This window comes from Nocardiopsis eucommiae, assembly GCF_965344335.1.
Classification (GTDB): Bacteria; Actinomycetota; Actinomycetes; order Streptosporangiales; family Streptosporangiaceae; genus Nocardiopsis; species Nocardiopsis eucommiae.
Map to the genome: position 1 here is coordinate 1 of NZ_CBDRIY010000009.1, position 20,315 is coordinate 20,315.

Consider the following 20,315-nt stretch of genomic DNA (forward strand, 5'->3'; position numbering starts at 1 on the left):
GGGAATCGGGCCTGTTTCCGGCCCCACGCGGTGGAGCGTCGTGAGGCTGCGCCAAGGGGCGCCACGGGGCGCTACGGGGCCGCGCGGTTCAGTCGCCGCCGTGGACGTCGCCCACCGCCGAACGCGGACCCAGCCTCGGGCGGGAGTGCCCCTCCGGGACAGCGCGACCGTCGCGCCGCGACCCGATCGGCCTCGGTCGGCCGCGTCGGGACCCCCGGTCGGCGGCACCCTCCCAGCCGGTCACCCTGGACGGGTCCAGGTCCAGGAGGTCGAGGGTGCTCTCCCCCGCGCAGACGGCGTCGATGAGTTCCCGGTCCCGGGAGACGCTGTCCATGGTCTCGGCGATGATCGCGCTCACCTGGCCGCGCGGCAGACAGACCACTCCGTCGTCATCGGCCACGATCCAGTCACCCCGTCGGACCGGCAGCGGTGCGGGGCCGCTCGCGTCCATGGACACCGGCTGGCCCACGGAGCCGCCCGCGTCGTGCCCGGCCTCGCGGACCGCCACCCCGGCACCGAAGACCGGAAGCTCACAGCGGGCGATGGCGGCGATGTCGCGCACGCAGCCGTCCAGGACGATCCCGGCCACGCCCCGGGTGCTGGCGGCCACGGCGAGGATCTCGTCCACGTAGCCGTACTCGGACTCCCCGGAGACGTCCACCACCAGGGCGGAGCCCGGCGGGGCCTGGGCGATCGCGACGTGCAGCGCCAGGTTGTCCCCCGGCGCGCAGCGGACGGGGAAGGCGCTCGCGGCGAACGCGGCCCCCGGCCAGACGGAGAAGAGGTGGGTCCCGAAGGGACGCCCCCCGCAGCGGGCCAGGGCCACCGTCCCCACAGCCGTCAACGTCTTCGCAAGCGCCACGTCAGCCTCCATTACACCCGCGCCCGGTGCGGTCGGTTCGAACCGACCCCTTCTATACTCGCGGGTAACTTAAACGTGACGCAAGGCATGCGAGCCCGAAACACGTAAAAATGCTACCGATGGTTACATCAGTCCGGGAACCGTGTCCGCGCGGACACGGTCGGTGGCCCCGGCCAGGCAGGGTGACCAGCACGGTGTCAGAGCACAGACGCGACCGCGTCCAGGGCGGCGCGGGCGGCCGCCACGTCGTGGACCCGGAAGACGCGGGCCCCCTCACGGGCGGACACCGCCAGCGTGGCCAGGGTCCCGTCTCCGCGCTCGGTCAGTCCGGCACCGAGGGTCTCCCCCACGAAGTCCTTGTTCGAGACCGCCACCAGCACCGGCCAGCCGGTCGCCGCCAGCTCACCGAGGCGGCGGGTCAGTTCGAGTGAGTGGTAGGTGTTCTTGCCGAAGTCGTGCGTGGGGTCGATCATGACCCCGTCCGGGCGCACGCCGACCGACACGGCGCGCTCGGCCAGCTCGCACACCCCGGACACCACGTCCGCGACCACGTCCGCGTAGCGCACGCGGTGGGGGTCGGTGCGCGGAGCCAGTCCCCCGCTGTGGCTGCACACCAGGCCGGTCCCGAACTCCGCCGCCACCCGGGCCAGGTCAGGGTCGGCCCCCGCCCAGGTGTCGTTGATCATGTCCGCCCCGGCCTCGGCACAGGCGCGACCCACCCCGGCCCGCCAGGTGTCCACCGAGATCACGACGTCGGGGTGGCGGTCCCGCAGTTCGCGCACGAACGGCACGGTACGGCGGACCTCCTCCGCCTCGTCCACGTGCGCCCCGTACCCCGCCTTGACCCCTCCGACGTCGATGACGTCCACCCCGGCCGCCACCGCGTGGTCGGCGGAGGCCAGCGCGGCCTCCATCGCGTAGGTGGCGCCCCTGTCGTAGAAGGAGTCGGGGGTCCGGTTGATCACCCCCATCACCGCGAACCGCCGCCCCGCGAAGGTCCGCCCGCGCAACCGCAGTGTCCCCGGTTCGCGCCCGGCCTCTGTCTCCGGCGTTCCCGGACCGTCCGTCACCATGGCTCCATCCTGGGGCACGGGCGGGGCGGACGACCACCCGCCCCACCCCCGCTCACGTCCCGGGCCGAGCCGAGGCGCCCCGGCGCCGTGAACCGGCTCCGGGGCACCAAGGGCCGCCCCGAGTCAGCCCGGACCCCAGCCGAGCGTGCGTTCACCGCCACGGCGCTCCTTGCGGACCTGGAGATGGTCCCAGGTCTCCACGTGTCCGACCCCCGCGGTGCCCCGGATCCGCTCGAGCGCCTCCACCAGTTGGAATCGGTCCGGCGCCGTGAGCGTCCCGAGCACGTCGTAGCGGCCGAAGCCGCTGGCCAGGAACGAGATCCGCCCCATGTTGGCCATCGCCGTGCCCAGGGCGTCAGCGTCTCCCCGGCAGCGGAGTCCGAAGCCGAGCTGTTCGTTGGCTCCCACCGCCGACGGCTCCACGAGCGCGGTCACGTGGACCACACCCGAGTTGAGCAGGCGCACCACCCGGGACCGGGCCGCCGCCTGCGACAACCCCACCTGCCGGGCCAGGTCGGCGTACGAGGCCCGACCGTCCTTGAGCAACCTCCGAACCAGACGCCAGTCCAGCGCGTCCAACTCGATGTCGCGTAGTTCACGCACACTGCTGTGAGCGTCCTTGTACACGGCGTTGGCGCGGAAGACCTCCGCGCCCTCCACACCGGGCAGTGAGCGCAGGTCGGTGAGCTCCTTGGTCAGGGCGGCGTCGTCGGCCACCCTGACCTGCGCGACCGCCGGGAACCTCCCGGCGGCCTGCGCGGCGAAGGTCACGGCCTCGCGTTCCCCCAGCGCCTCGAGCATCGGCCCGACCGGTCCGCTGACGCGGAACGACACGTGACCGAGGACCTCCATACCCACGACCCCGGCGTGCAGCACGCCGACGATCCTGATCGCCCCGGACTGCACCAACTGGCGCACTCTGGCGCGGACCGCGGTCCTGGACAGGCCCACCCCGTCCGCCAGGGCCTGGAACGTCGCTCTGCCGTCCCCCTGCAACGCCCGCATGAGCGCGGCGTCAACCGCATCGAGCACGATGGTTGCCTTTCGTTCCCATGACGCCGCCCTTACCCCCGGACGACGCCCCCTCCTCCGGCCAGATCATCGCAGTTGTGGCGCCGCTTCACTACTGATCGCCAAAGAAATCGGTTGATTCACCCCTTTGACCGGCCGGACAGCGCCGTCCAATGCCCCAGCAGGCAACTCTCGACCACATAACAGACTTGTATAGAACACCCCTTATGAGGTGGCCACTGTGCACACAACCCCGACAAAGCGCCACACTGATCACACGGGTCCGCGTGACGCCGCCCCCCGAGGGCGCCCATGGCACTTCGCGCGGGACGACCGGCGGGCCGAGCCCCCGCGCGCACCCGGGAAAGGGCACGACCACAGGAAGTGACCGCCCCACGGAGTCCGTGGCGCGAACAATCAGGAGTTGAGGACGGGGCGGCCGTGATCGCCCCGCGGCTTGAGAGGAAACGCTGGTGGCAGCGGAGGACGAGCGGCGGGACGAGGCACCCACACGCCTGAGCACGGGAAGGGCGCTGCTGTGGACGGCCGCGTCGCTTCCCCTCCCCGGTGTGGCGCACCTGCGCATGAGGCGCCGGTTCGCCGGGACCGTGATCCTCGGCGCCTACCTGGCGGGGATCGCCGCCCTGGCCCTCTGGGCGTTCCGGATCGGCACCCACGAGTCCGGCGCGATGACCGCGCTGGCCGGGATGGCCGTGCGGGACCACTGGCTCCTGGGCGTGATGGGCGCCGTCTTCGCGGTCGTCGTCCTGTGGCTGACCGTGATCGTCCACTCGTGGACCCTCACCCGGCCGCAGGGGGCGCGGTTCGGTCAGCGCCTGGTCGGCGGGGTCGTGGTCCTGCTGCTCTGCCTGACCGTCGGGGCACCCGCGGCATGGGCGCTCCACGGCGGCTACACGGCCTACGAGACGCTGTCCCAGGTCTTCGACGCCCCCGAGCGCGACGATCTGCCCCCACACGACGAGGCCGACCCCTGGTACGGCGCGGACCGCGTCAACGTACTGCTGATCGGAGCGGACTCGGCCGACAACCGGTACGGAGTGCGCACGGACACCATGATGGTGGCGAGCGTCGACACGGAGACCGGCGACGCAGTCCTGGTGGGGCTGCCCCGCAACCTGGAGAACGTGCGCTTCCCCGAGGGCAGCGCGCTCGCGGAGCGCTACCCCGAGCCGTACGGCTTCGACCTGCTGCTCAACGACGTGTACCAGACGGTCGCCGAGGAACCCGACGAACTGGCCCTCAACCCGATCTCCCAGGACCCCGCCGCGGACACCCTGAAGAAGGTGATCGGGTACAACCTCGGCCTGGAGGTCGAGTACTACGCGATGGTCGACATGATGGGCTTCCGCGACCTGATCGACGCCGTGGGCGGAGTGCGGGTGCGGATCGAGGAGCCCATCCCGTACGGGGTGCACGGCGGGGTACTGGAACCCGGGGTGCGCCGCCTCGACGGCCACGAGGCGCTCTGGTACGGGCGCTCCCGGATCGGATCCGACGACTACGGGCGGATGGGTCGCCAGGGGTGCCTGGTCAAGTACGTCGCGGAGCAGGTCGACCCGGGCACGATCCTGACGAGCTACCGGCGCCTCGCCGGGGCCACCAAGCGGACGCTCACCACCGACGTTCCACAGTCGAAGGTGCCCGCCTTCATCGAGCTGGCCGACGAGCTCACCGACCACGGCGACATGAGCGCGCTCCAGCTGTCCCCGCCGCAGGTGTCCACCGGCAACCCGGACTGGGACGAGATCAAGGAGCTGGTCTCCGAGGCGATCGGGGCCAGCGAGGAGAGCGCGGGCGACGCCCTCCCGGACGAACCCTCCGCCTCTCCCGACGCCGACGGCCCCGAGGACGTCGAGAACCCGACTCCGGAGGAGTGGGAGGAGTGGGAGGACGACGAGCGGACCGAGTGGCAGCGCTACACCGGTCTGGACGAGCCCTCCCCCGCCGACCCGGGCCGCCAGGTCGGCTCGGAGGCCACCGACCTCGGTTCGATCTGTCCCTGAGCCGACCCGGTTCGGTCCCCCACACCCCGGTCCCGGAGTCCACGGCCGCCCCGACCCCGTCGGGGCGGCCACGCCCGTTCGTGCCCCGGGCGTCGCGGCGGTGACCTCCGCGTCGCTCACGGTCCGATGCCCCTGGGGGGTTCCGGCAAACCCCGACGACACAGGGTGACCACTGTCGGACAGTTGGCCACGAACCGTTGTCCGGCCCCCGAGGGCGTGTGAACCTGACGCGGTGACCACAGCGCAGCTCTGGACTCTCGTCGCCCTGGGCGCCTTCCACGGCCTGCACCCCGGCATGGGATGGCTGCTCGCCGTCAGCAGGGGACTCCAGGAGGGCGGACGCCGCCAGGTGCTCACGGCCCTTCCCGCGATCGCCGCGGGGCACGCGGCCAGCGTCGCCGTGGCGGCGGTGGCGATCACCGTCACGGGGTCGTCCACCGCGTCGGTGCTCTTCCCCGTCCTCGGCGGAGGGGTGATCGTGCTGCTGGGACTGGTGATCCTGCTGTCGCGCCAGCACTTCCACTGGCGGGACGTGCGCCTGTCGCTGTGGCAGCTGACCGCCTGGTCCTTCCTGATGTCCTCGGCGCACGGGGCCGGACTCATGGTCATGCCGGTGCTCTCGGGGCGGCTCGACCACACCCACGTGGAGGGCGGAGGCCACGCGGGACACGGGGCCTCGGGCGCGAGTGGCTCCGAGGCCCCCGCCGCGGCCACGGCGGGAGCGACGCAGGCCGCCGAGGGGGCGTGGAGCCTGTGGGACGCCACCCTGCTCGGACTCGCCGCGACCGGGGTGCACTCGCTGGCCATGCTGGCGGCCGCGGGGGTGGCGGCGCTGATCGCCCACGACTTCCTCGGCGTGCACGCGCTGCGTTGGAAGGGTGTGACCATGGACCGGGTGTGGGCGTTGACCCTGCTCCTGGGCGGCGTGATGGTCCTGTGGTCGGTGTGGTGACCGGCGCGACCCTCGTACCCGGAACGACCCCGCACGCTTGATCCGTGTCACTGCCGGGAATGAGAGTTGTTCCCGTTGTGTCCCATAGACGGAGGAGTCTGCGAGGGGACCGGACAGTGACGGGCGCCGGGACGACGACGGCGACACGGCCGTCCCGTCCCCCGGCGTGGAGGGGCGGAGTGCATGACCCACAGAATTCCCGGGGCCTCCCGGGTCCACCGACGATGGCACGGGCTGATCCTGTCCGTGGCGGCGCTGGCCGTCCTGGCCGTGATCGCCGTGCTGGGCACCCAGTGGGTGGTGGCCAACCAGAGCCGGAGCTTTCCCACGTCCACGCCGTGGGGTCCGGACTGCTCGGTGTGGACCGGGGAGGACCAGGTCAGGCTCGACCGCGACGAGGCCAAGCGGGCCAGCACCGCGGCGGCCGTGATCGCTCAGGGGGACGACGCGCCCATCTCCGCACCCGACGTGGACGACATCCCCGTCGAGGTCATGGACGTCCTGGTGAACGGGCCCGCGGATGACGCGGGGCCCTCGATGAGCTGCCGCTACTCGGGCGAGGAGGTCGAGTTCGAGGAGGAGCTCGGCTCGGGACTGACCCCGCGCGCCAAGGCCCTCAAGAAGGGGATCGAGAACGACTTCGCCGACACCGAGATCGGCGGGTTCGTGGCCGGCGGGTACGACACCGGCCACGGTGAGGGCTCCGCCCACTACGAGGGGCGGGCGCTCGACGTCTTCTACCGGCCGGTCAACGAGGACAACCGCCGTGAGGGGTGGCTGCTGGCGCACTGGCTGATCGCGCACGCGCCCGACTACCAGATCGACGTGATCATCTTCGACGACAAGATCTGGAGCACCCGGTACCCGTCGATGGGCTGGCGCCACTACGAGGCCGACCCCGACAACGAGATCCTGCGGCACCTGGACCACGTGCACGTGGACGTGCTGCGCGGCCCGGACCCCGACGACGGTTCCTGACCGTGCCACGGGGCCCCGGGGCCGAACCCCCGGGGCCCGGCCCCTCGCCCCCGTCGAACGTGTCGCCGCTCCCGGATCGGCGGGGAGGTCAGTCGTCCAACCGGAAGCCGACCTTCAGGCCCACCTGGAAGTGGGCGACGTCGCCGTCCTCGATGTGGCCCCGGACCTCGGTGACCTCGAACCAGTCGAGCCCGCGCAGCGTGGCCGAGGCCCGCTGGATGCCGTTGCGGATCGCCTGGTCGAGGCCCTCGGGAGAGGTTCCGACGATCTCCGTGACGCGGTAGGTGTGGCCGGTCATGGGTGACTCCCTGTGTAGTCGGTGGCTGGGGCCTCGCGACGCGGCCCCGCTCCCTGCCTGCCCTCAATCCCCACTGGCCACACGGGGCCCTCGATTTACTCCAGGAACCTTTCCGGAGAACGGATCGGTGGACTTTGCTGATTGTTTCTGAGGACTTTGGCCCCGGTTGGGACGCGCTTGGCCAACGAGGCAGTGGTTCCGACCTGGGAATGGGGTCGGGGAAGGGCCCCGGAACGGCGGGTGAAGTGTCGGATAAGACCTGACCTGGGCCTGAGTGCCCGCCCTGGCGGGACTGTCCCGAGACAACGTCGTAACTGACTCTTGACGTACCCCGGGGGGCGTCGGTGTACATTGGGTCTAGCGCTTCGGTCCCCCGTCGAAGCGCGGGACGATGTTTCGAGCCCCCGTCGAAACATCGCGCGACGCCGGGTGGTTTGCCCCCGTAACCACCCGGCGTCGCCTTTTGTTCGCATCCGGCTGGCGGGAATACCCGATGGTGGCCGGGGCTTGACCACCGAATCCGCTTTGTCGCCTGGGGGCCTGCATTGGGTAATACCGCACCGGACACACACTGCTCGCGCAGGGACTGCCGTGCTCCCGCCGAGTGGGCGCTCGTGTGGAACAACCCCAAGCTGCACACCCCCGACCGCCGCAAGGTGTGGGTGGCCTGCGACGAGCACCGCGAGTACCTCGCCAACTTCCTCGGCCTGCGCGGGTTCCTGCGGGAGACCGTGCCGATGGCCGACTTCCTGGGGGGCGACGACGCCGGTCAGGACGGCGCGGGCGGGCCCGGCGCCCGCCCCTGACACGCTGTCCAGCGGCGGTGCTCCAGGCCCTCAGCCGGACCGCCTCGTGACGGCGCCGCGCGTCTCGGTCCGGGGCCGCTCCCGTGGCTCACGTGCCGTTCCCGACCCGTGCCCTCTCGAGGCGGTCAGCTCCGCCCCGAATCCCCGGGGGTCCAGGCGGCGCGGGCGCGATCGAGGGCCTCGGGGGTGTCCACGTCGAACTCCTCGGGGGCGCCGGTGAGCGGTACACGTGCGGGGTCGAGGGGTCCGAGCAGTCGGTGGAGCGAGCGTCCGGTGTAGTCGTCCAGGGCGGCGCGCAGCGCGGCGGTGTCCCAGACCCCCGTGAGCCACTGCTCGCGGCCGGTGGCGTCCACGAACACCGCCCCGTGGGCCTCCCCCGCCTCGCCGCCACGGAGCGCGGCACGGAGGTCGGCGAGGTGGCTCGGGGCCAGGTGGGGCAGGTCCGCGGCGAGCAGCGCCACGCGCTCCGCGCGTACCAGGGCCAGGCCGGTCCGCAGGGCGGGGACGGGGCCCGCGCCGGGAGGGTCCTCACGGACGTAGCGGGCACGGGGGCTGTCGCGTTCGGGTCCCACCACGACCACGTCCGCGTGCGGTGCGTGGGCGCGCACGGCGCCCACCACGTGTTCCAGCAGGGTGCGTCCCGCGACGGTGAGGCCGGGTTTGTCGGCGCCGCCCATACGGGTCGCCGCGCCCCCTGCCAGCACCACCGCGTCGAGGTTCTCGGTCACCCTCCCAGCATGCCGCACGCGGCGACCGCCGTGAGGGCGGGGGCTCACCCCTTGACGCACACCACCTGGCGCAGGTGGGCGACCACCTCGACGAGGTCGGTCTGCGCCTCGATCACCGACTCCAGGTCCTTGTAGGCGGCGGGGATCTCGTCCACGACGCCGAGGTCCTTGCGGCACTCCACGCCCCGGGTCTGTTCGACGAGGTCCGCGCGGGTGAACGTCTTGCGGGCCTTGTTCCGGCTCATGCGGCGTCCGGCGCCGTGCGAGGCGGAGTTGAAGGAGGCGGGGTTGCCGAGGCCCTTGACGATGTACGTCCCGGTGGCCATGCTCCCGGGAATCACGCCGAACTCTCCGGACCCCGCGCGGATCGCCCCCTTGCGGGTGACGAGCACGTCCACGCCGTCGTAGGTCTCCTCCGCCACGTAGTTGTGGTGGCAGGAGATCCGCTGCTCGAACGTGGTGCCGGGGACGCGCTCGGCCAGGACCTGGCAGGCCAGGGCCATCATGACGTCGCGGTTGCGGCGGGCGTAGTCCTGCGCCCAGAACAGGTCGCGCCGGTAGGCGTCCATCTCGGGGGTCCCGGAGACGAACACGGAGAGATCGCGGTCGGGCAGGTCCTGGTTGTGCGGCAGGGCCCGCGCCTGGGTGATGTGGTGGTCGGCCAGCTCCTTGCCGATGTTGCGGGAGCCGGAGTGCAGGACCATCCAGACGACCCCGTCGTCGTCGAGGCACACCTCCAGGAAGTGGTTGCCGCCGCCCAGGGTTCCCATCTGGCGCCGGGCACGTGCGTTCCGGGGGTGCACGGCGGAGGCGAGCCCGTCGAAACCCTCCCAGAAGCGGTCCCAGCCGGTACCGCCCAGCCCGGGGACCCGCGTGGGGTCGACGGGTTCGTCGTGGGCGTGGAAGCCGACCGGGATGGCGGCCTCCAGGGCCGAGCGCAGGGACCGGAGGTCGTCGGGAAGGCGCTCGGCGGTCAGGCCGGTGCGCACGGCGGTCATGCCACAGCCGATGTCGACGCCCACGGCCGCCGGGCTGACGGCGTCACGCATCGCGATCACGGAGCCGACCGTGGCCCCCTTGCCGTAGTGGACGTCGGGCATGACGGCCAGGCCGTGCGTCCAGGGCATGCGCGTGACGTTGCGGAGCTGGTCCATGGCGGCGGACTCGACCTGCCCGGGATCGGCCCACATGCGGATCGGTACCAGGTCGCCGGGGACTTCGGTGTAGGGCATGGGGGACCTCCCGTTCTCTCGTTCCCGCCCCGGGGCACCGGCGTTCTCCGGTGTCGGTGCCCCGGAACATCAAGTCAGAGCAGCGGGAGGACGGCAACCGGTTTATCCCGGTAGCTCCCCCTTGGCGGCCGGCGCGGCTCAGCCGCCGATGGCGGACATCGGGCGGGCGGGCTGGAGAAAGCTCGGGTCGTTGATGCCGTGGCCGGGCAGCTTGGAGGCGACGGCGGCCCGCCAGCGATCGGCGATCTCGTCGTCGGTGGCACCCTCGCGCAACGGGGTGCGCAGGTCGGACTCCTCCCGGGCGAAGAGGCAGTTGCGGATCTGGCCGTCGGCGGTGAGCCGGACCCGGTCACAGGCGCCGCAGAACGGGCGCGTGACCGAACCGATCACCCCGACCGTGGCCGGTTCGCCGTTGGGGAAGCTCTGGCCGCGCAGGCGGAAGAGCTCGGCGGGGGCGCTGCCCCGGGTGTCGGCGTCGGCCGCGTCGAGGTCGAACTCGGCCTCCAGCCGCGCGAGGATCTCGTCGGCGGTGATCATGGTGTCCCTGCGCCAGCCGTGCTGGGCGTCCAGGGGCATCTGTTCGATGAAGCGCAGCTCGTAGCCGTGCTCCACGCAGAAGCGGAGGAGGTCGGCGGCCTCGTGGTCGTTGGCCTCGCGCATGAGCACGGCGTTGACCTTGACCGGGGTGAGTCCGGCGCTCGCGGCCGCGGCGAGCCCGTCCAGGACGTCGGGGAGGCGGCGGCGCCGGGCCAGTTTCTCGAAGACGACGGGGTCGAGGGTGTCGAGGGAGACGTTGACCCGGTCCAGCCCGGCCTCGGCCAGGGCGGGCGCGGTCCGGGCGAGCCCGATCCCGTTGGTGGTCAGCGCGGTGTGCGGGCGGGGGCTGAGGGCGGTGGTGCCCGCGACGATGTTCACCAGGCCGCGGCGCAGCAGGGGTTCACCACCGGTGAACCGGACCTCGTCGATCCCCAGGCGGGTGACCCCGATGCGGATCAGGCGGAGGAGTTCGTCGTCCGTGAGCAGCTCGGGTTTGGGAAGCCACTCCAGTCCCTCCGGCGGCATGCAGTAGGTACACCTGAGGTTGCACCGATCGGTGAGCGACACACGCAGGTCCGTCGCCACGCGGCCATAGGAGTCAGCCAGCACGAGCGTCATCCTCCTCTCCAGTCCGGATTTGGCTGTCGGGAAAAGCTCGGGGTACGCCCCACGGGAGGGGTACCCCGTCATAAGCGTAGAAGATCCAGTTTCACGGCAAGTCGTATCGATCGCACCATTTGGCATATTTCGGCAACTCGCACGAGATCACACCGGCGTCTCCGACCGATACCCCAAACGCGCACCGCGGCCACGGCCCCCGCCACGTCCCCCGGCGGCGCACCCGGGATGTTCTAGGGTGACCACTCCGGCGGCGACCACTCGATCGTCGCAGACGGCAGCGGCAACGAGGAGGCAGGACACGGTGATCAGCACACGTGAGTGGGGGCTGGCCGGCGGACCCGACGGTTCCGGGAAACTGGCGGCGCGGGCCTGGGCCCCGACCGAGGGCGAACCGACCTGGCTGGCCGTGCTCGTGCACGGCTACGGCGAACACCTGGGCCGCTACGACCAGGTCGCCCGGGACCTGTGCGCCGCCGGAGCGGTGGTCTACGGAGCCGACCACCGGGGCCACGGCGGCTCCTCCGGGGAGAGAGTGCTCATCGAGGACTACGCGGGGGTGGTCGAGGACGTCCACCGCGTCGTCACCCAGGCCCGCACCGCCTACCGCAGCCTCCCCCTGGTGATGGTCGGCCACTCCATGGGCGGCCTGATCGCCACCCGCTACGCCCAGGTGAACCCGGGCGCGGTGCAGGCCCTGGCGCTGACCGGTCCGGTCCTGGGCCGCTGGTCCGCCCTGGAGGAGATCGCCGCCGCCGAGGTGATCCCGGACGCCCCCATCGACCCGGCCACGCTCTCCCGGGACCCGGCCGTCGGCGCGGCCTACGTGGCCGACGCACTCGTCTGGCACGGCCCGTTCAAGCGCGCCACCGTGAACGCCCTGCTCACCGAGATGAAGCGGGGCAACGCCGCGGGCAGTCTCGGCTCGCTCCCCCTGCTGTGGGTGCACGGCCACGAGGACCGGCTGGTGCCGCTGTCCGACACAAGGGTCGGTATCGAGGCGGTGGCGGGCGAGGACGTCACCGTGCGCGTCTTCCCCGGCGCGCGGCACGAGGTGTTCAACGAGACCAACCGCGACGAGGTGATCGACGAGGTGGTCCGCTTCGCGCGGCGCTTCGCCGTCTGACCGAGCGGAGCGCACCCGACCACCGGACCGGTGGGAGCTCACACGTACAGCTGCCCGCGCGGCTGCGAGGGGTGGGCCAGGGTCTCGGCGTAGGCCGCGGCCAGCCGATCCACGGCGTCGACCAGCACGTCCGGCGGTCGGGTGTAGGCCAGACGCAGATAGCGCTCCAGGGTGCCGTCCACCCCGAACACCGGCCCGGCCGCCGGGTGGACCCCGTGCCGGATCGCGGCCTCCGACAGCGCGGTCGCGACCGGTTGGGGCATCGCGGCCCACAGCACCAGGCCGCCGCCGGGCACGCTGGGCCGCCAGTCCGGCAGGCGCTCGCGCAGCGCGGACAGGAGCGCGTCCCGGTTGCGGCGCAGCTGACGGCTGCGCTCGGCCCGGATACGCAGCACGTCGGAGAGCAGGTGGGTCGCGGTGAGCTGGTCGTGCACCGACCCGGCCAGGTCGACGCGCTGACGGATCGCCATGATCCGGGTGACCATGGGCGGGGTCGCCCGGACCCACCCCACCCGCAGTCCGCCCCAGAACAGCTTCGCCACCGAGCCCACCGTCAGCACGCGCCCGTCGGTGTCGTACGCGGCCACCGGGGCGGGCAGGTCCCCGGAGTCGATGGCCAGTTCGGCCCCGGACTCGTCGATGATCAGGTGGCTGCCCGCGCGGCGGGCCTCCCGGACCAGGACCCGGCGCTCGTCGTCGTCCATGAGTGCGCCGGTCGGGTTGTGGAAGTCCGGGATCATGTACGCCACCGAGGGTCGGCGCTGCCGGAAGGCGTCCACCAGGTACTCCATGTCCCAGCCCTGCGGGGTCACCCCGGTGGTGCGGACGCGGGCGCCGTTGCGTCGGGCCGCGTCCAGTCCGTGCGGGTAGGTGGGCGACTCCAGCAGGACCTCGTCCCCCTCGTCGACCAGCAGTTCCATGGCCAGGGTGACTCCCTGCTGGGCGCCGCTGGTGACGAAGATCTGCTCGGGCGTGGTGGGCAGCCCGCGCTCGACGTACCGTCGGGCGATGGCGTGCCGCAGCTCGGGGAGACCGTAGGGGTAGTACCCGATCCCACCCACGTGGGCCGCGAGCTGTTCGGAGGCGTGGAAGGAGGCGGCCCGCAGTCCGTCGACCGCCGGGGGCGCGGCCACGCCGAGGTCGATCTGTTCGGCGGCGGGGACGAAGGGCGCCGGACCCCGGGTCCCGGAGTCGGGCAGGACGGTCCAGCTGCCCGCGCCCTGCCGACTGTCGAGGAAGCTGTTCTCCCGCAGCCAGGCGTAGGCGGCGGTGACCGTGTTGCGGCTGACTCCCAGCGCGGTGGCGAGGTCGCGTTCGGCGGGCAGCCGGGTGTGCGTGGGGACCCGTCCGTCCAGGACCAGCCCGCTCACGGCGCGGGCGATCGCGAGGTAGAAGGGGCGTTCGACCGGGGCCTCACCGATCAGCCGGGCGAGCAGCCGACCGTTGATCCGCCGTGTGCCACCACCGGTCCGGGGGTGGTCGGTGCGCTGCCTCGCCATGGGATTCACCTCGCCGGGGGAGAAATCGGGCCAGTTGCCGGGATTGGCTCTTCAATCCGAGCACCACTTGAGCCACGATACCGATGTGGCCCCCTCTGCGGATGGTCATCCAATCACCCCATGAATCTCTTCACGCGTCCGCGTGAGAGTGGAGGCCGGCCTTGTCCGAACGAACCCCGAGCCCCGTGGTTGCCCTGGTCCGACGCGTGCTGATCACCCCGGTCCTGCCGCGCCCCCGGCTGCGCCGCCTCACACAGCTCTACCTGGGCCTCTACCTGTTCGGGCTCAGCGGCGCCCTGCTCCTCCGGTCCGACCTCGGCGCCATGCCCTGGGACGTGCTGCACCAGGGGCTGTCCCTCCAGACCGGCCTGTCGATCGGCACCTGGAGCGTCATCGTCGGCGCCCTCCTGATCCTGCTGTGGATCCCGCTGCGCCAGAGGGCGGGACTCGGCACCCTGAGCAACGTGGTGGTGGTCGGCGCGTCCGTGGACCTCTCCCTCTGGCTGCTGCCCGCGCCCGAGGCACTGGGCGTCAGGATCGTCCTCCTGGCGTCCGGGGTCCTGGTGTGCGCGATCGCGACCGGCCTCTACATCGGCGTGGGGCTGGGCCCGGGACCCCGCGACGGCCTCATGACGGGGCTGGCCGCGCGCGGGCTGTCGATCCGGCGGGCCCGCACCCTCATCGAGGTGACCGTGGCGCTGTCCGGGTTCCTGCTCGGCGGCACCGTCGGTGTGGGGACGGTGGTGTTCATGGTGACGATCGGACCCCTGGCGCAGGTGTTCCTCCCGATGCTGCGGATGCCCGAGGAATAGCCGGAAAGTCCCGCCCCGTCGGGCCGTTAGCCGTCCCGTCACCTCCCGTTGATCACCGCGTCATAACTTCTCCCCGACGGAAGTCACCCATACCGCGACATACTTCCCGCACGCCCGGATGCACGTGCATCCACCCGTAGCCAGGCCCCCGTGGAGCATGGAAGATGGGGACCGCGGTGACCGGTGGGGGACGGGTCCTTTCCACAACCGGCCTTTTCGCCTGCCCGCGCCTGGGCACATAACCGGGTACGAGGCAGCTGCGGGCGGTCCGGGGGGAGACATGACCGGAACGGCGCCCCGATCCGGAGGGTCGGGCGACGGGTCCCCGACGAGGGGCGCACACGGGCGTGCGCGCGGAGGCGACGCTCCCCGTGGCGACGGGGCGGCTCACGCCACCGCACAGACGAAGACGACGTGTTGGGGGTGAGCCGCGTGCCCGGCTGGATTGAGGACTACGCAATGATCGGCGACATGCAGACCGCCGCGCTGGTCGGGCGGGACGGGTCCATCGACTGGGCGTGCCTTCCCGACTTCGACTCCTCGGCCTGCTTCTCCGCGATCCTGGGCGACGAACAGAACGGGCACTGGACCCTGCGCCCGGCCGACGGGGCGGAGAAGGCCGACCGGCGCCACTACCGGGGCGAGACCCTCATCCTGGAGCAGGAGTGGGACACCGACACCGGATCCGTCCGGGTCATCGACTTCATGCCGCCCCGGGGCGGTGCCCCGCACATCGTGCGGATCGTGGAGGGGCTGAGCGGCACCGTGCGCATGAGCACCACCATGCGCATCCGTTTCGACTACGGGCACGTCGTCCCGTGGATGCACCGGGCCGGAACCGAACTCGTCGCCATCGCCGGCCCCGACGCGATCTGGCTCAGCGCCCCCGTCGCCCTCAAGGGTCACAACTTCACCCACGACACCACCTTCGACGTCACGGCCGGACAGCGCGTGCCGTTCGTGATGACCTGGCACCCCTCCCAGGTGGAGGAGTCCGACCACCTGGACGCGGAGAAGGCCCTCTCCCGCACCGAGCGCTTCTGGGAGAAGTGGGTGGACCAGTGCACCTACGACGGCCCCTACCGTGAGGCGGTGGTGCGTTCCCTCATCACGCTGAAGGGCCTCACCTACCGCCCCACCGGCGGGATCGTGGCCGCGCCCACCACCTCCCTGCCCGAGGAGATCGGCGGGGTCCGCAACTGGGACTACCGGTACTGCTGGCTGCGCGACGCCACCATCACCCTGGAGGCGCTGATCCGCTCGGGGTACACGGACGAGGCCATGGCCTGGCGCGAGTGGCTGGCGCGCGCCGTCGCCGGCGAACCGCAGCTGATGCAGATCATGTACGGCATCCGGGGCGAGCGCCGCCTCACCGAGTGGGAGGCGGAGTGGCTTCCGGGGTACGAGTCCTCCGCCCCGGTCCGGATCGGCAACGCCGCCGTGGGCCAGTACCAACTGGACGTGTACGGCGAGGTCATGGACGTGCTGCACCTGGCGCGGCGCTCGGGCATCCAGGGCGGTGAGCACCTGTGGGGCCTCCAGCGGTCCCTGGTGAACTACCTGGAGTGGTGCTGGGACGAGCCCGACGAGGGCCTGTGGGAGGTGCGCGGCCCCCGGCAGCACTTCGTCCACTCGAAGGTGATGGCCTGGGTCGCGGCCGACCGCGCGGTCCGCAGCATCGAGGAGTTCGGCACCGAGGGGCCCATCGAACGGTGGCGGGCCCTGCGCGACACCATCCACGCGGAGGTGTGCGAGTACGGCTACGACCCCCAGCGCAACACCTTCACCCAGTACTACGGCAGCAAGGAGCTGGACGCGGCCCTGCTGCTCATCCCCGAGGTCGGGTTCCTCCCGTACGACGACCCCCGCGTGGTCGGCACCATCGAGGCGATCCGCGAGGACCTGATGGTGGACGGTTTCGTGCTCCGCTACCGCACGGACCTGGAGAACTCCGCCGACCAGCTCCCCGGCGACGAGGGCGCCTTCCTGGCGTGCAGTTTCTGGATGGCCAACGCCCTGCTGTCCATCGGCCGCCAGGACGAGGCCCGGGAGCTGTTCGAGCGGCTGCTGTCCCTGCGCAACGACGTGGGTCTGCTCGCGGAGGAGTGGGACCCGAGGGGCGGCCGCCAGGTGGGGAACTTCCCGCAGGCCTTCAGTCACGTGCCCCTGGTGACCACGGCGCTCAACCTCGCGGACCGCCAGGGCGGTTGGCGCGCCGACTAGGTGGTCCTTCCCGGGAACGCCCCCGCGCCCAGGCGCGGGGGCGTTCCCGTGCGTCAAGCGGATGACCGAAAGTGGCCACGCTGGGTGCCGCTTCCCGCGTCGAAACCCTGGTAAAAAACCTGTTGGCGCGTCCCCTCCCCCAGCCAGAGGTCGGGCCTTCGGAACGAAGCCGCGCACCAACACAGCACGAGAGGGCACCCGTGGCACAGAGTTTCCTCACCACAGCACGTGTGTCCGCCGTCGCCGTCGCCGCGGCGGCCACGATCACGGCCAGCCTGATGGGCAGGGAGACCGAGAAGGAGAGACAGAGACAACTGGAATCCCGGAAGCTCGCCCTCGACGGACCTAGGAAGGGCATCAGGGACACCCTGGGGCATGTCGTGTTCAGGCTCAGGTCCGTCAGGAGCGAGAAGGACCGGAAGTTCAGGAACATGAGGACCGAGTTCGACTCCATGGAAGCCATGGTGGAACGGATCGAGAAGTTCTCCGAACCGAGTCTCCCCTCGGGGTCGAAGGCGGTCCAGGACATCTTCACGGTCGCCGCCGAGGCACGAAGGGGAAGGTCCGGGACACGACCACGCGAGCCCATCCGAGTGGAGAGGCCCGCGCGGGAGGATAACAGAGCCCGCAGACCCGGGAACGCCCCGCCCAGGGCGAAGCCCGGGCCCACCAGCGCCGAACCGACGCAGGAATGGGAGAGATGACGTGCCGATCCCCTCGGTCCTCCTGCTGTTGGTCCTGACAGCGTCGACGGGACTGATCGTCGCCCACACACTCCACAGGGTGAGAGTCGGCAGATCCGCCGTCCTGGTCCCCGACATGGACTACATGAGCCGTCTCGAACAGGACCTGGACAGGATCCAGGGGACCCGAAACGAGATCTCCGGCGCGGAGGGATCCCTGGGAGCCAGACTCGGCGCACTCGAAAGCGCGGTTCGAGGAGCGGCGAGGGAAGGAGAGCGACTGAGCACGGACCACGTCACCAGGACCCTCCTGGAAGTCAGGGAGAGCTCCGAAGCGGCCGCGATCCCGCACCTCGACGGCCGCTCACCCCACTGACCCGGACCGACCGCGCACGCCGACCACCGAACAGAGGAGCCTGCCGTCGTCGCCCTGCCGACAGTCATCGTGGGGGCCCTGGCCGCTCTGACCACCGCCGCGATCCGCACGGTGATCCAGGAGAAGATCCGACAACGGATGAGAGAGGACAGAGCCCACCGCTCCGAAGAGAAGAAGAGATCCGAGAGATCCCTCGACGACACGACCGAACTCCTCGTCGAGATCGAGGAGATCAGGGACTCCCTCACCGAAGAGAGGAGGAACAGCGCGGAGAGGCTCGCCGACCGGGCGGAGCACGTGCCCGCGTCCCTGGACGAGGCCAGGACCCGGATCGACTTCCAGCTGGCGCGGATCTCGGAGAACTACTCAGCACTCCTGGAGGCCGGAAACGTCCGGAGCCGGAGCGACGGCACCTTCGAGATCGTCGAACTCTCGGGGTTGACCGAACCCCAGGAGCGGATGGCCCGCCTGGCCATCGAACAGGACAACGCCTACATCGTGAAGTCACACCAGATGAAGTCCGCCATCGAGAGAATGACGACCGTCGTCAACGAGAGAAGGAGCGAACTGGGGGCCATCACCGCCAGCAGTTCGCCGGAACTCCTCCGGAAGCTCGGATCTCCCGAGGAGCTCTACCGGGAGACGCTCTCCAAGATCATCGAGACCTACCGGCCCGAGGAGGGCGAGGGTCGGACACAGGGTACTCCGCGGACCGACGCGCACCCCGGGACGCCGGAGACGACGACACCCCGGGAAGCACCCGACGAGAGCTCGGGATCTCCGAAGAACGCTGAGGATGGAGCACGGGAACACGTGGTCGGCTCACCGCGCGATCGACTCCTGGAGCTCGCGTCGAAGGCCCGGGAGTCGATTCCGAAGGAGAGCGCGCAGGAGAGGGGAATGGGTTACTAGCGTGCCCGAAACCATGGGAATCCTACTTCTGATCGTGCTCTCCCTCCCGGCCGTCCTGGCGCTGAGCTGGGTTCACGGCGACTCACGCCGGAGGGCCGTGCAGGCGACCGACGAACTGGTCGTCACCGGACTCGTTCGAGAGAGGAGGGAACGCGAGCTGGACATCGAACGTGCGTCCTTCCAGAAGCGGCTGACCGCCGTCCGGAACTGCGAGAGCCGTGTCTACGGGTACATGCCCAGCAGCGATCACCCGGAACAGCTCAGGGCCGTGGTCGGTCCCGAACAGGCCAGGGAGCACCTGGACGAGCTGCGGGAGTCCCTCGACGCAGCGGAGCGGCTCGCCAAGGAGCAGCGGAAGGACCTGGAACACCACCTGGAGGAGGAACGGGACCGGATCCAGGCCCTGAACCGCCGTTTCCGCGCGGTCGACAGCGCCGTGTACGTCTCGGCGGCGGTCCTGCGCGTCTGCCTGGTCGCCACGGTCCTGTTCGCGCTCACGGCCCTGTTGGTCGACCTGTTCTCGTGACGGGTGGCCGTCCGGGGAGCGGGTCGAGCGGTCCAGCACTCCCACGAACCCTCGCGCCCGGTGACGGGGAGGGCTCCTCCCACCTGGGTCGATGGCGGCGGCGGGTCCGCCCCTGCCCACGCGCGCCGCGTAGCCGTGACTCGGGTGTGACGGTTCCGGGTGCCGAAACGGGTCTGGATGTCCGCGGCTGCCACTAGTGTTCTGGCCATGCCGAACAAGGACCTGCACGAGATCATGGGCAGCGGTTGGGCGAAGGCGCTGGAGCCCGTCGCCCCGCAGATCGCCGCTATGGGCGACTTCCTCCGCCAGGAGGTCGCCGAGGGCCGCACCTACCTCCCCGCCGGGGACCACGTCCTGCGTGCGTTCCAACAGCCCTTCGACGACGTGCGCGTGCTGATCGTGGGCCAGGACCCCTACCCCACCCCCGGGAACGCCGTCGGGCTGAGCTTCTCCGTGGCGCCGGAGGTCCGTCTCCCCGCGAGCCTGCGCAACATCTACAAGGAGATGGGCGAGGACCTGGGCACCCCGATGCCCTCCAACGGCGACCTCACGCCGTGGACGGAGCAGGGCGTCCTGCTGCTCAACAGGGTCCTGACGGTGGCTCCGGGCAACGCCGGATCGCACCGTGGCAAGGGCTGGGAGGCCGTCACCGAGCAGGCCATCCGTGCCCTGGCCGAGCGCGGCAAGCCGCTCGTGTCGATCCTGTGGGGCCGCGACGCCCGCAACCTGCGCCCGATGATGCCGGGCATCCCGTGCGTGGAGTCCGCGCACCCGAGCCCGCTCTCGGCCCGCAACGGTTTCTTCGGCTCCAGGCCGTTCAGCAGGACCAACGAGATGCTCCGGGAACAGGGCGCCGAACCGGTGAACTGGCAGCTGCCCTAGGACGTCCCACCGGGCGTGAGCGTCCGCCCCCGCGGGCGCTCGGCGACGGACAACCCCATACTCGCGCAACCCCTTCTGACGTGCGGACTCGATGCCACCCCCGGTGTCGGGTCCGATCGCGTTCCCGCCCCCAGACACCCCCGGACGTGGAAGAGGC

The 20,315-nt window shown here is 71.2% G+C and carries 20 protein-coding genes; 12 read left to right on the forward strand and 8 right to left on the reverse strand.

Annotated elements, in window-relative coordinates; genetic code table 11:
- Positions 1–88 precede the first annotated feature (88 nt).
- The 3 genes from ACRWK8_RS07320 to ACRWK8_RS07330 all read right to left on the reverse strand — a co-directional run bounded on the left by ACRWK8_RS07320 (position 89) and on the right by ACRWK8_RS07330 (position 2,967).
- Positions 89–835: an RraA family protein gene (locus ACRWK8_RS07320; RefSeq protein ID WP_431869322.1), complete on the reverse strand. Its 747-nt coding sequence runs from the start codon at positions 833–835 to the stop codon at positions 89–91.
- A 224-nt stretch (positions 836–1,059) separates the two neighbouring features.
- Complete coding sequence (gene folP, locus ACRWK8_RS07325) at positions 1,060–1,935, reverse strand: dihydropteroate synthase (RefSeq protein ID WP_378741732.1); 876 nt, start codon at positions 1,933–1,935, stop codon at positions 1,060–1,062.
- Between the two features lie 123 nt (positions 1,936–2,058).
- Positions 2,059–2,967 carry an Lrp/AsnC family transcriptional regulator gene (locus ACRWK8_RS07330; RefSeq protein ID WP_378741734.1) on the reverse strand — a complete coding sequence of 303 codons (909 nt, stop codon included), beginning with the start codon at positions 2,965–2,967 and terminating at the stop codon, positions 2,059–2,061.
- Between the two features lie 452 nt (positions 2,968–3,419).
- Between ACRWK8_RS07330 and ACRWK8_RS07335 the strand changes: the two genes are divergently transcribed.
- The 3 genes from ACRWK8_RS07335 (at position 3,420) to ACRWK8_RS07345 (ending at position 6,900) form a co-directional block, all read left to right on the forward strand.
- On the forward strand, positions 3,420–4,970 hold the full coding sequence (locus tag ACRWK8_RS07335) for an LCP family protein (RefSeq protein ID WP_378741736.1): 1,551 nt from the start codon (positions 3,420–3,422) through the stop codon (positions 4,968–4,970).
- Between the two features lie 232 nt (positions 4,971–5,202).
- Entirely contained in the window at positions 5,203–5,922 is a 720-nt protein-coding gene (locus ACRWK8_RS07340) for a cell wall anchor protein (RefSeq protein WP_378741738.1), read from the forward strand.
- 183 nt (positions 5,923–6,105) lie between these two features.
- Positions 6,106–6,900 (forward strand): VldE C-terminal domain-containing protein, encoded by a 795-nt coding sequence (locus tag ACRWK8_RS07345; protein WP_378741740.1) that lies wholly within the window; start codon positions 6,106–6,108, stop codon positions 6,898–6,900.
- An 88-nt stretch (positions 6,901–6,988) separates the two neighbouring features.
- Here ACRWK8_RS07345 and ACRWK8_RS07350 read toward each other — a convergent pair whose 3' ends face one another.
- Positions 6,989–7,198: a dodecin gene (locus ACRWK8_RS07350; protein ID WP_378741742.1), complete on the reverse strand. Its 210-nt coding sequence runs from the start codon at positions 7,196–7,198 to the stop codon at positions 6,989–6,991.
- Positions 7,199–7,743: 545 nt separating this feature from the next.
- Between ACRWK8_RS07350 and ACRWK8_RS07355 the strand changes: the two genes are divergently transcribed.
- Positions 7,744–8,004, forward strand: a complete 261-nt coding sequence (locus ACRWK8_RS07355) for a hypothetical protein (protein WP_378741744.1) — start codon at positions 7,744–7,746, stop codon at positions 8,002–8,004.
- 125 nt (positions 8,005–8,129) lie between these two features.
- Here the strand turns inward: ACRWK8_RS07355 and mobA are convergent, their stop codons facing one another.
- The 3 genes from mobA to moaA form a co-directional block, all read right to left on the reverse strand.
- The gene (gene mobA / locus ACRWK8_RS07360; RefSeq protein WP_378741746.1) at positions 8,130–8,732 is read right to left on the reverse strand and encodes a molybdenum cofactor guanylyltransferase; all 603 of its coding nucleotides are present in this window, start codon (positions 8,730–8,732) and stop codon (positions 8,130–8,132) included.
- A 44-nt stretch (positions 8,733–8,776) separates the two neighbouring features.
- Positions 8,777–9,964 carry an RtcB family protein gene (locus tag ACRWK8_RS07365; RefSeq protein WP_431869121.1) on the reverse strand — a complete coding sequence of 396 codons (1,188 nt, stop codon included), beginning with the start codon at positions 9,962–9,964 and terminating at the stop codon, positions 8,777–8,779.
- A gap of 138 nt (positions 9,965–10,102) precedes the next feature.
- Positions 10,103–11,110: a GTP 3',8-cyclase MoaA gene (moaA, locus tag ACRWK8_RS07370; protein WP_378742070.1), complete on the reverse strand. Its 1,008-nt coding sequence runs from the start codon at positions 11,108–11,110 to the stop codon at positions 10,103–10,105.
- Positions 11,111–11,423: 313 nt separating this feature from the next.
- On the opposite strand from moaA, the gene ACRWK8_RS07375 reads away from it, so the two are divergent.
- Complete coding sequence (locus ACRWK8_RS07375; protein ID WP_378741750.1) at positions 11,424–12,245, forward strand: alpha/beta hydrolase; 822 nt, start codon at positions 11,424–11,426, stop codon at positions 12,243–12,245.
- 38 nt (positions 12,246–12,283) lie between these two features.
- On the opposite strand, the gene yczR is transcribed toward ACRWK8_RS07375, so the two are convergent.
- Entirely contained in the window at positions 12,284–13,744 is a 1,461-nt protein-coding gene (gene yczR / locus ACRWK8_RS07380; protein WP_378741752.1) for a MocR-like transcription factor YczR, read from the reverse strand.
- A gap of 161 nt (positions 13,745–13,905) precedes the next feature.
- Between yczR and yczE the strand changes: the two genes are divergently transcribed.
- From yczE to ACRWK8_RS07415, 7 genes are all read left to right on the forward strand, one after another.
- A complete protein-coding gene (gene yczE / locus ACRWK8_RS07385; protein ID WP_431869124.1) occupies positions 13,906–14,556 on the forward strand; it encodes a membrane protein YczE in 651 nt (216 codons plus the stop codon).
- A 417-nt stretch (positions 14,557–14,973) separates the two neighbouring features.
- Entirely contained in the window at positions 14,974–16,779 is a 1,806-nt protein-coding gene (locus ACRWK8_RS07390) for a glycoside hydrolase family 15 protein (RefSeq protein WP_378742073.1), read from the forward strand.
- 230 nt (positions 16,780–17,009) lie between these two features.
- The gene (locus ACRWK8_RS07395; RefSeq protein WP_431869126.1) at positions 17,010–17,483 is read left to right on the forward strand and encodes a hypothetical protein; all 474 of its coding nucleotides are present in this window, start codon (positions 17,010–17,012) and stop codon (positions 17,481–17,483) included.
- Position 17,484: 1 nt separating this feature from the next.
- Entirely contained in the window at positions 17,485–17,838 is a 354-nt protein-coding gene (locus ACRWK8_RS07400) for a hypothetical protein (RefSeq protein WP_431869128.1), read from the forward strand.
- A gap of 111 nt (positions 17,839–17,949) precedes the next feature.
- Positions 17,950–18,750, forward strand: a complete 801-nt coding sequence (locus tag ACRWK8_RS07405; RefSeq protein ID WP_431869130.1) for a hypothetical protein — start codon at positions 17,950–17,952, stop codon at positions 18,748–18,750.
- A 13-nt stretch (positions 18,751–18,763) separates the two neighbouring features.
- A complete protein-coding gene (locus ACRWK8_RS07410) occupies positions 18,764–19,276 on the forward strand; it encodes a hypothetical protein (protein WP_431869132.1) in 513 nt (170 codons plus the stop codon).
- A gap of 207 nt (positions 19,277–19,483) precedes the next feature.
- Complete coding sequence (locus ACRWK8_RS07415) at positions 19,484–20,158, forward strand: uracil-DNA glycosylase (RefSeq protein WP_431869134.1); 675 nt, start codon at positions 19,484–19,486, stop codon at positions 20,156–20,158.
- Positions 20,159–20,315: the final 157 nt, after the last annotated feature.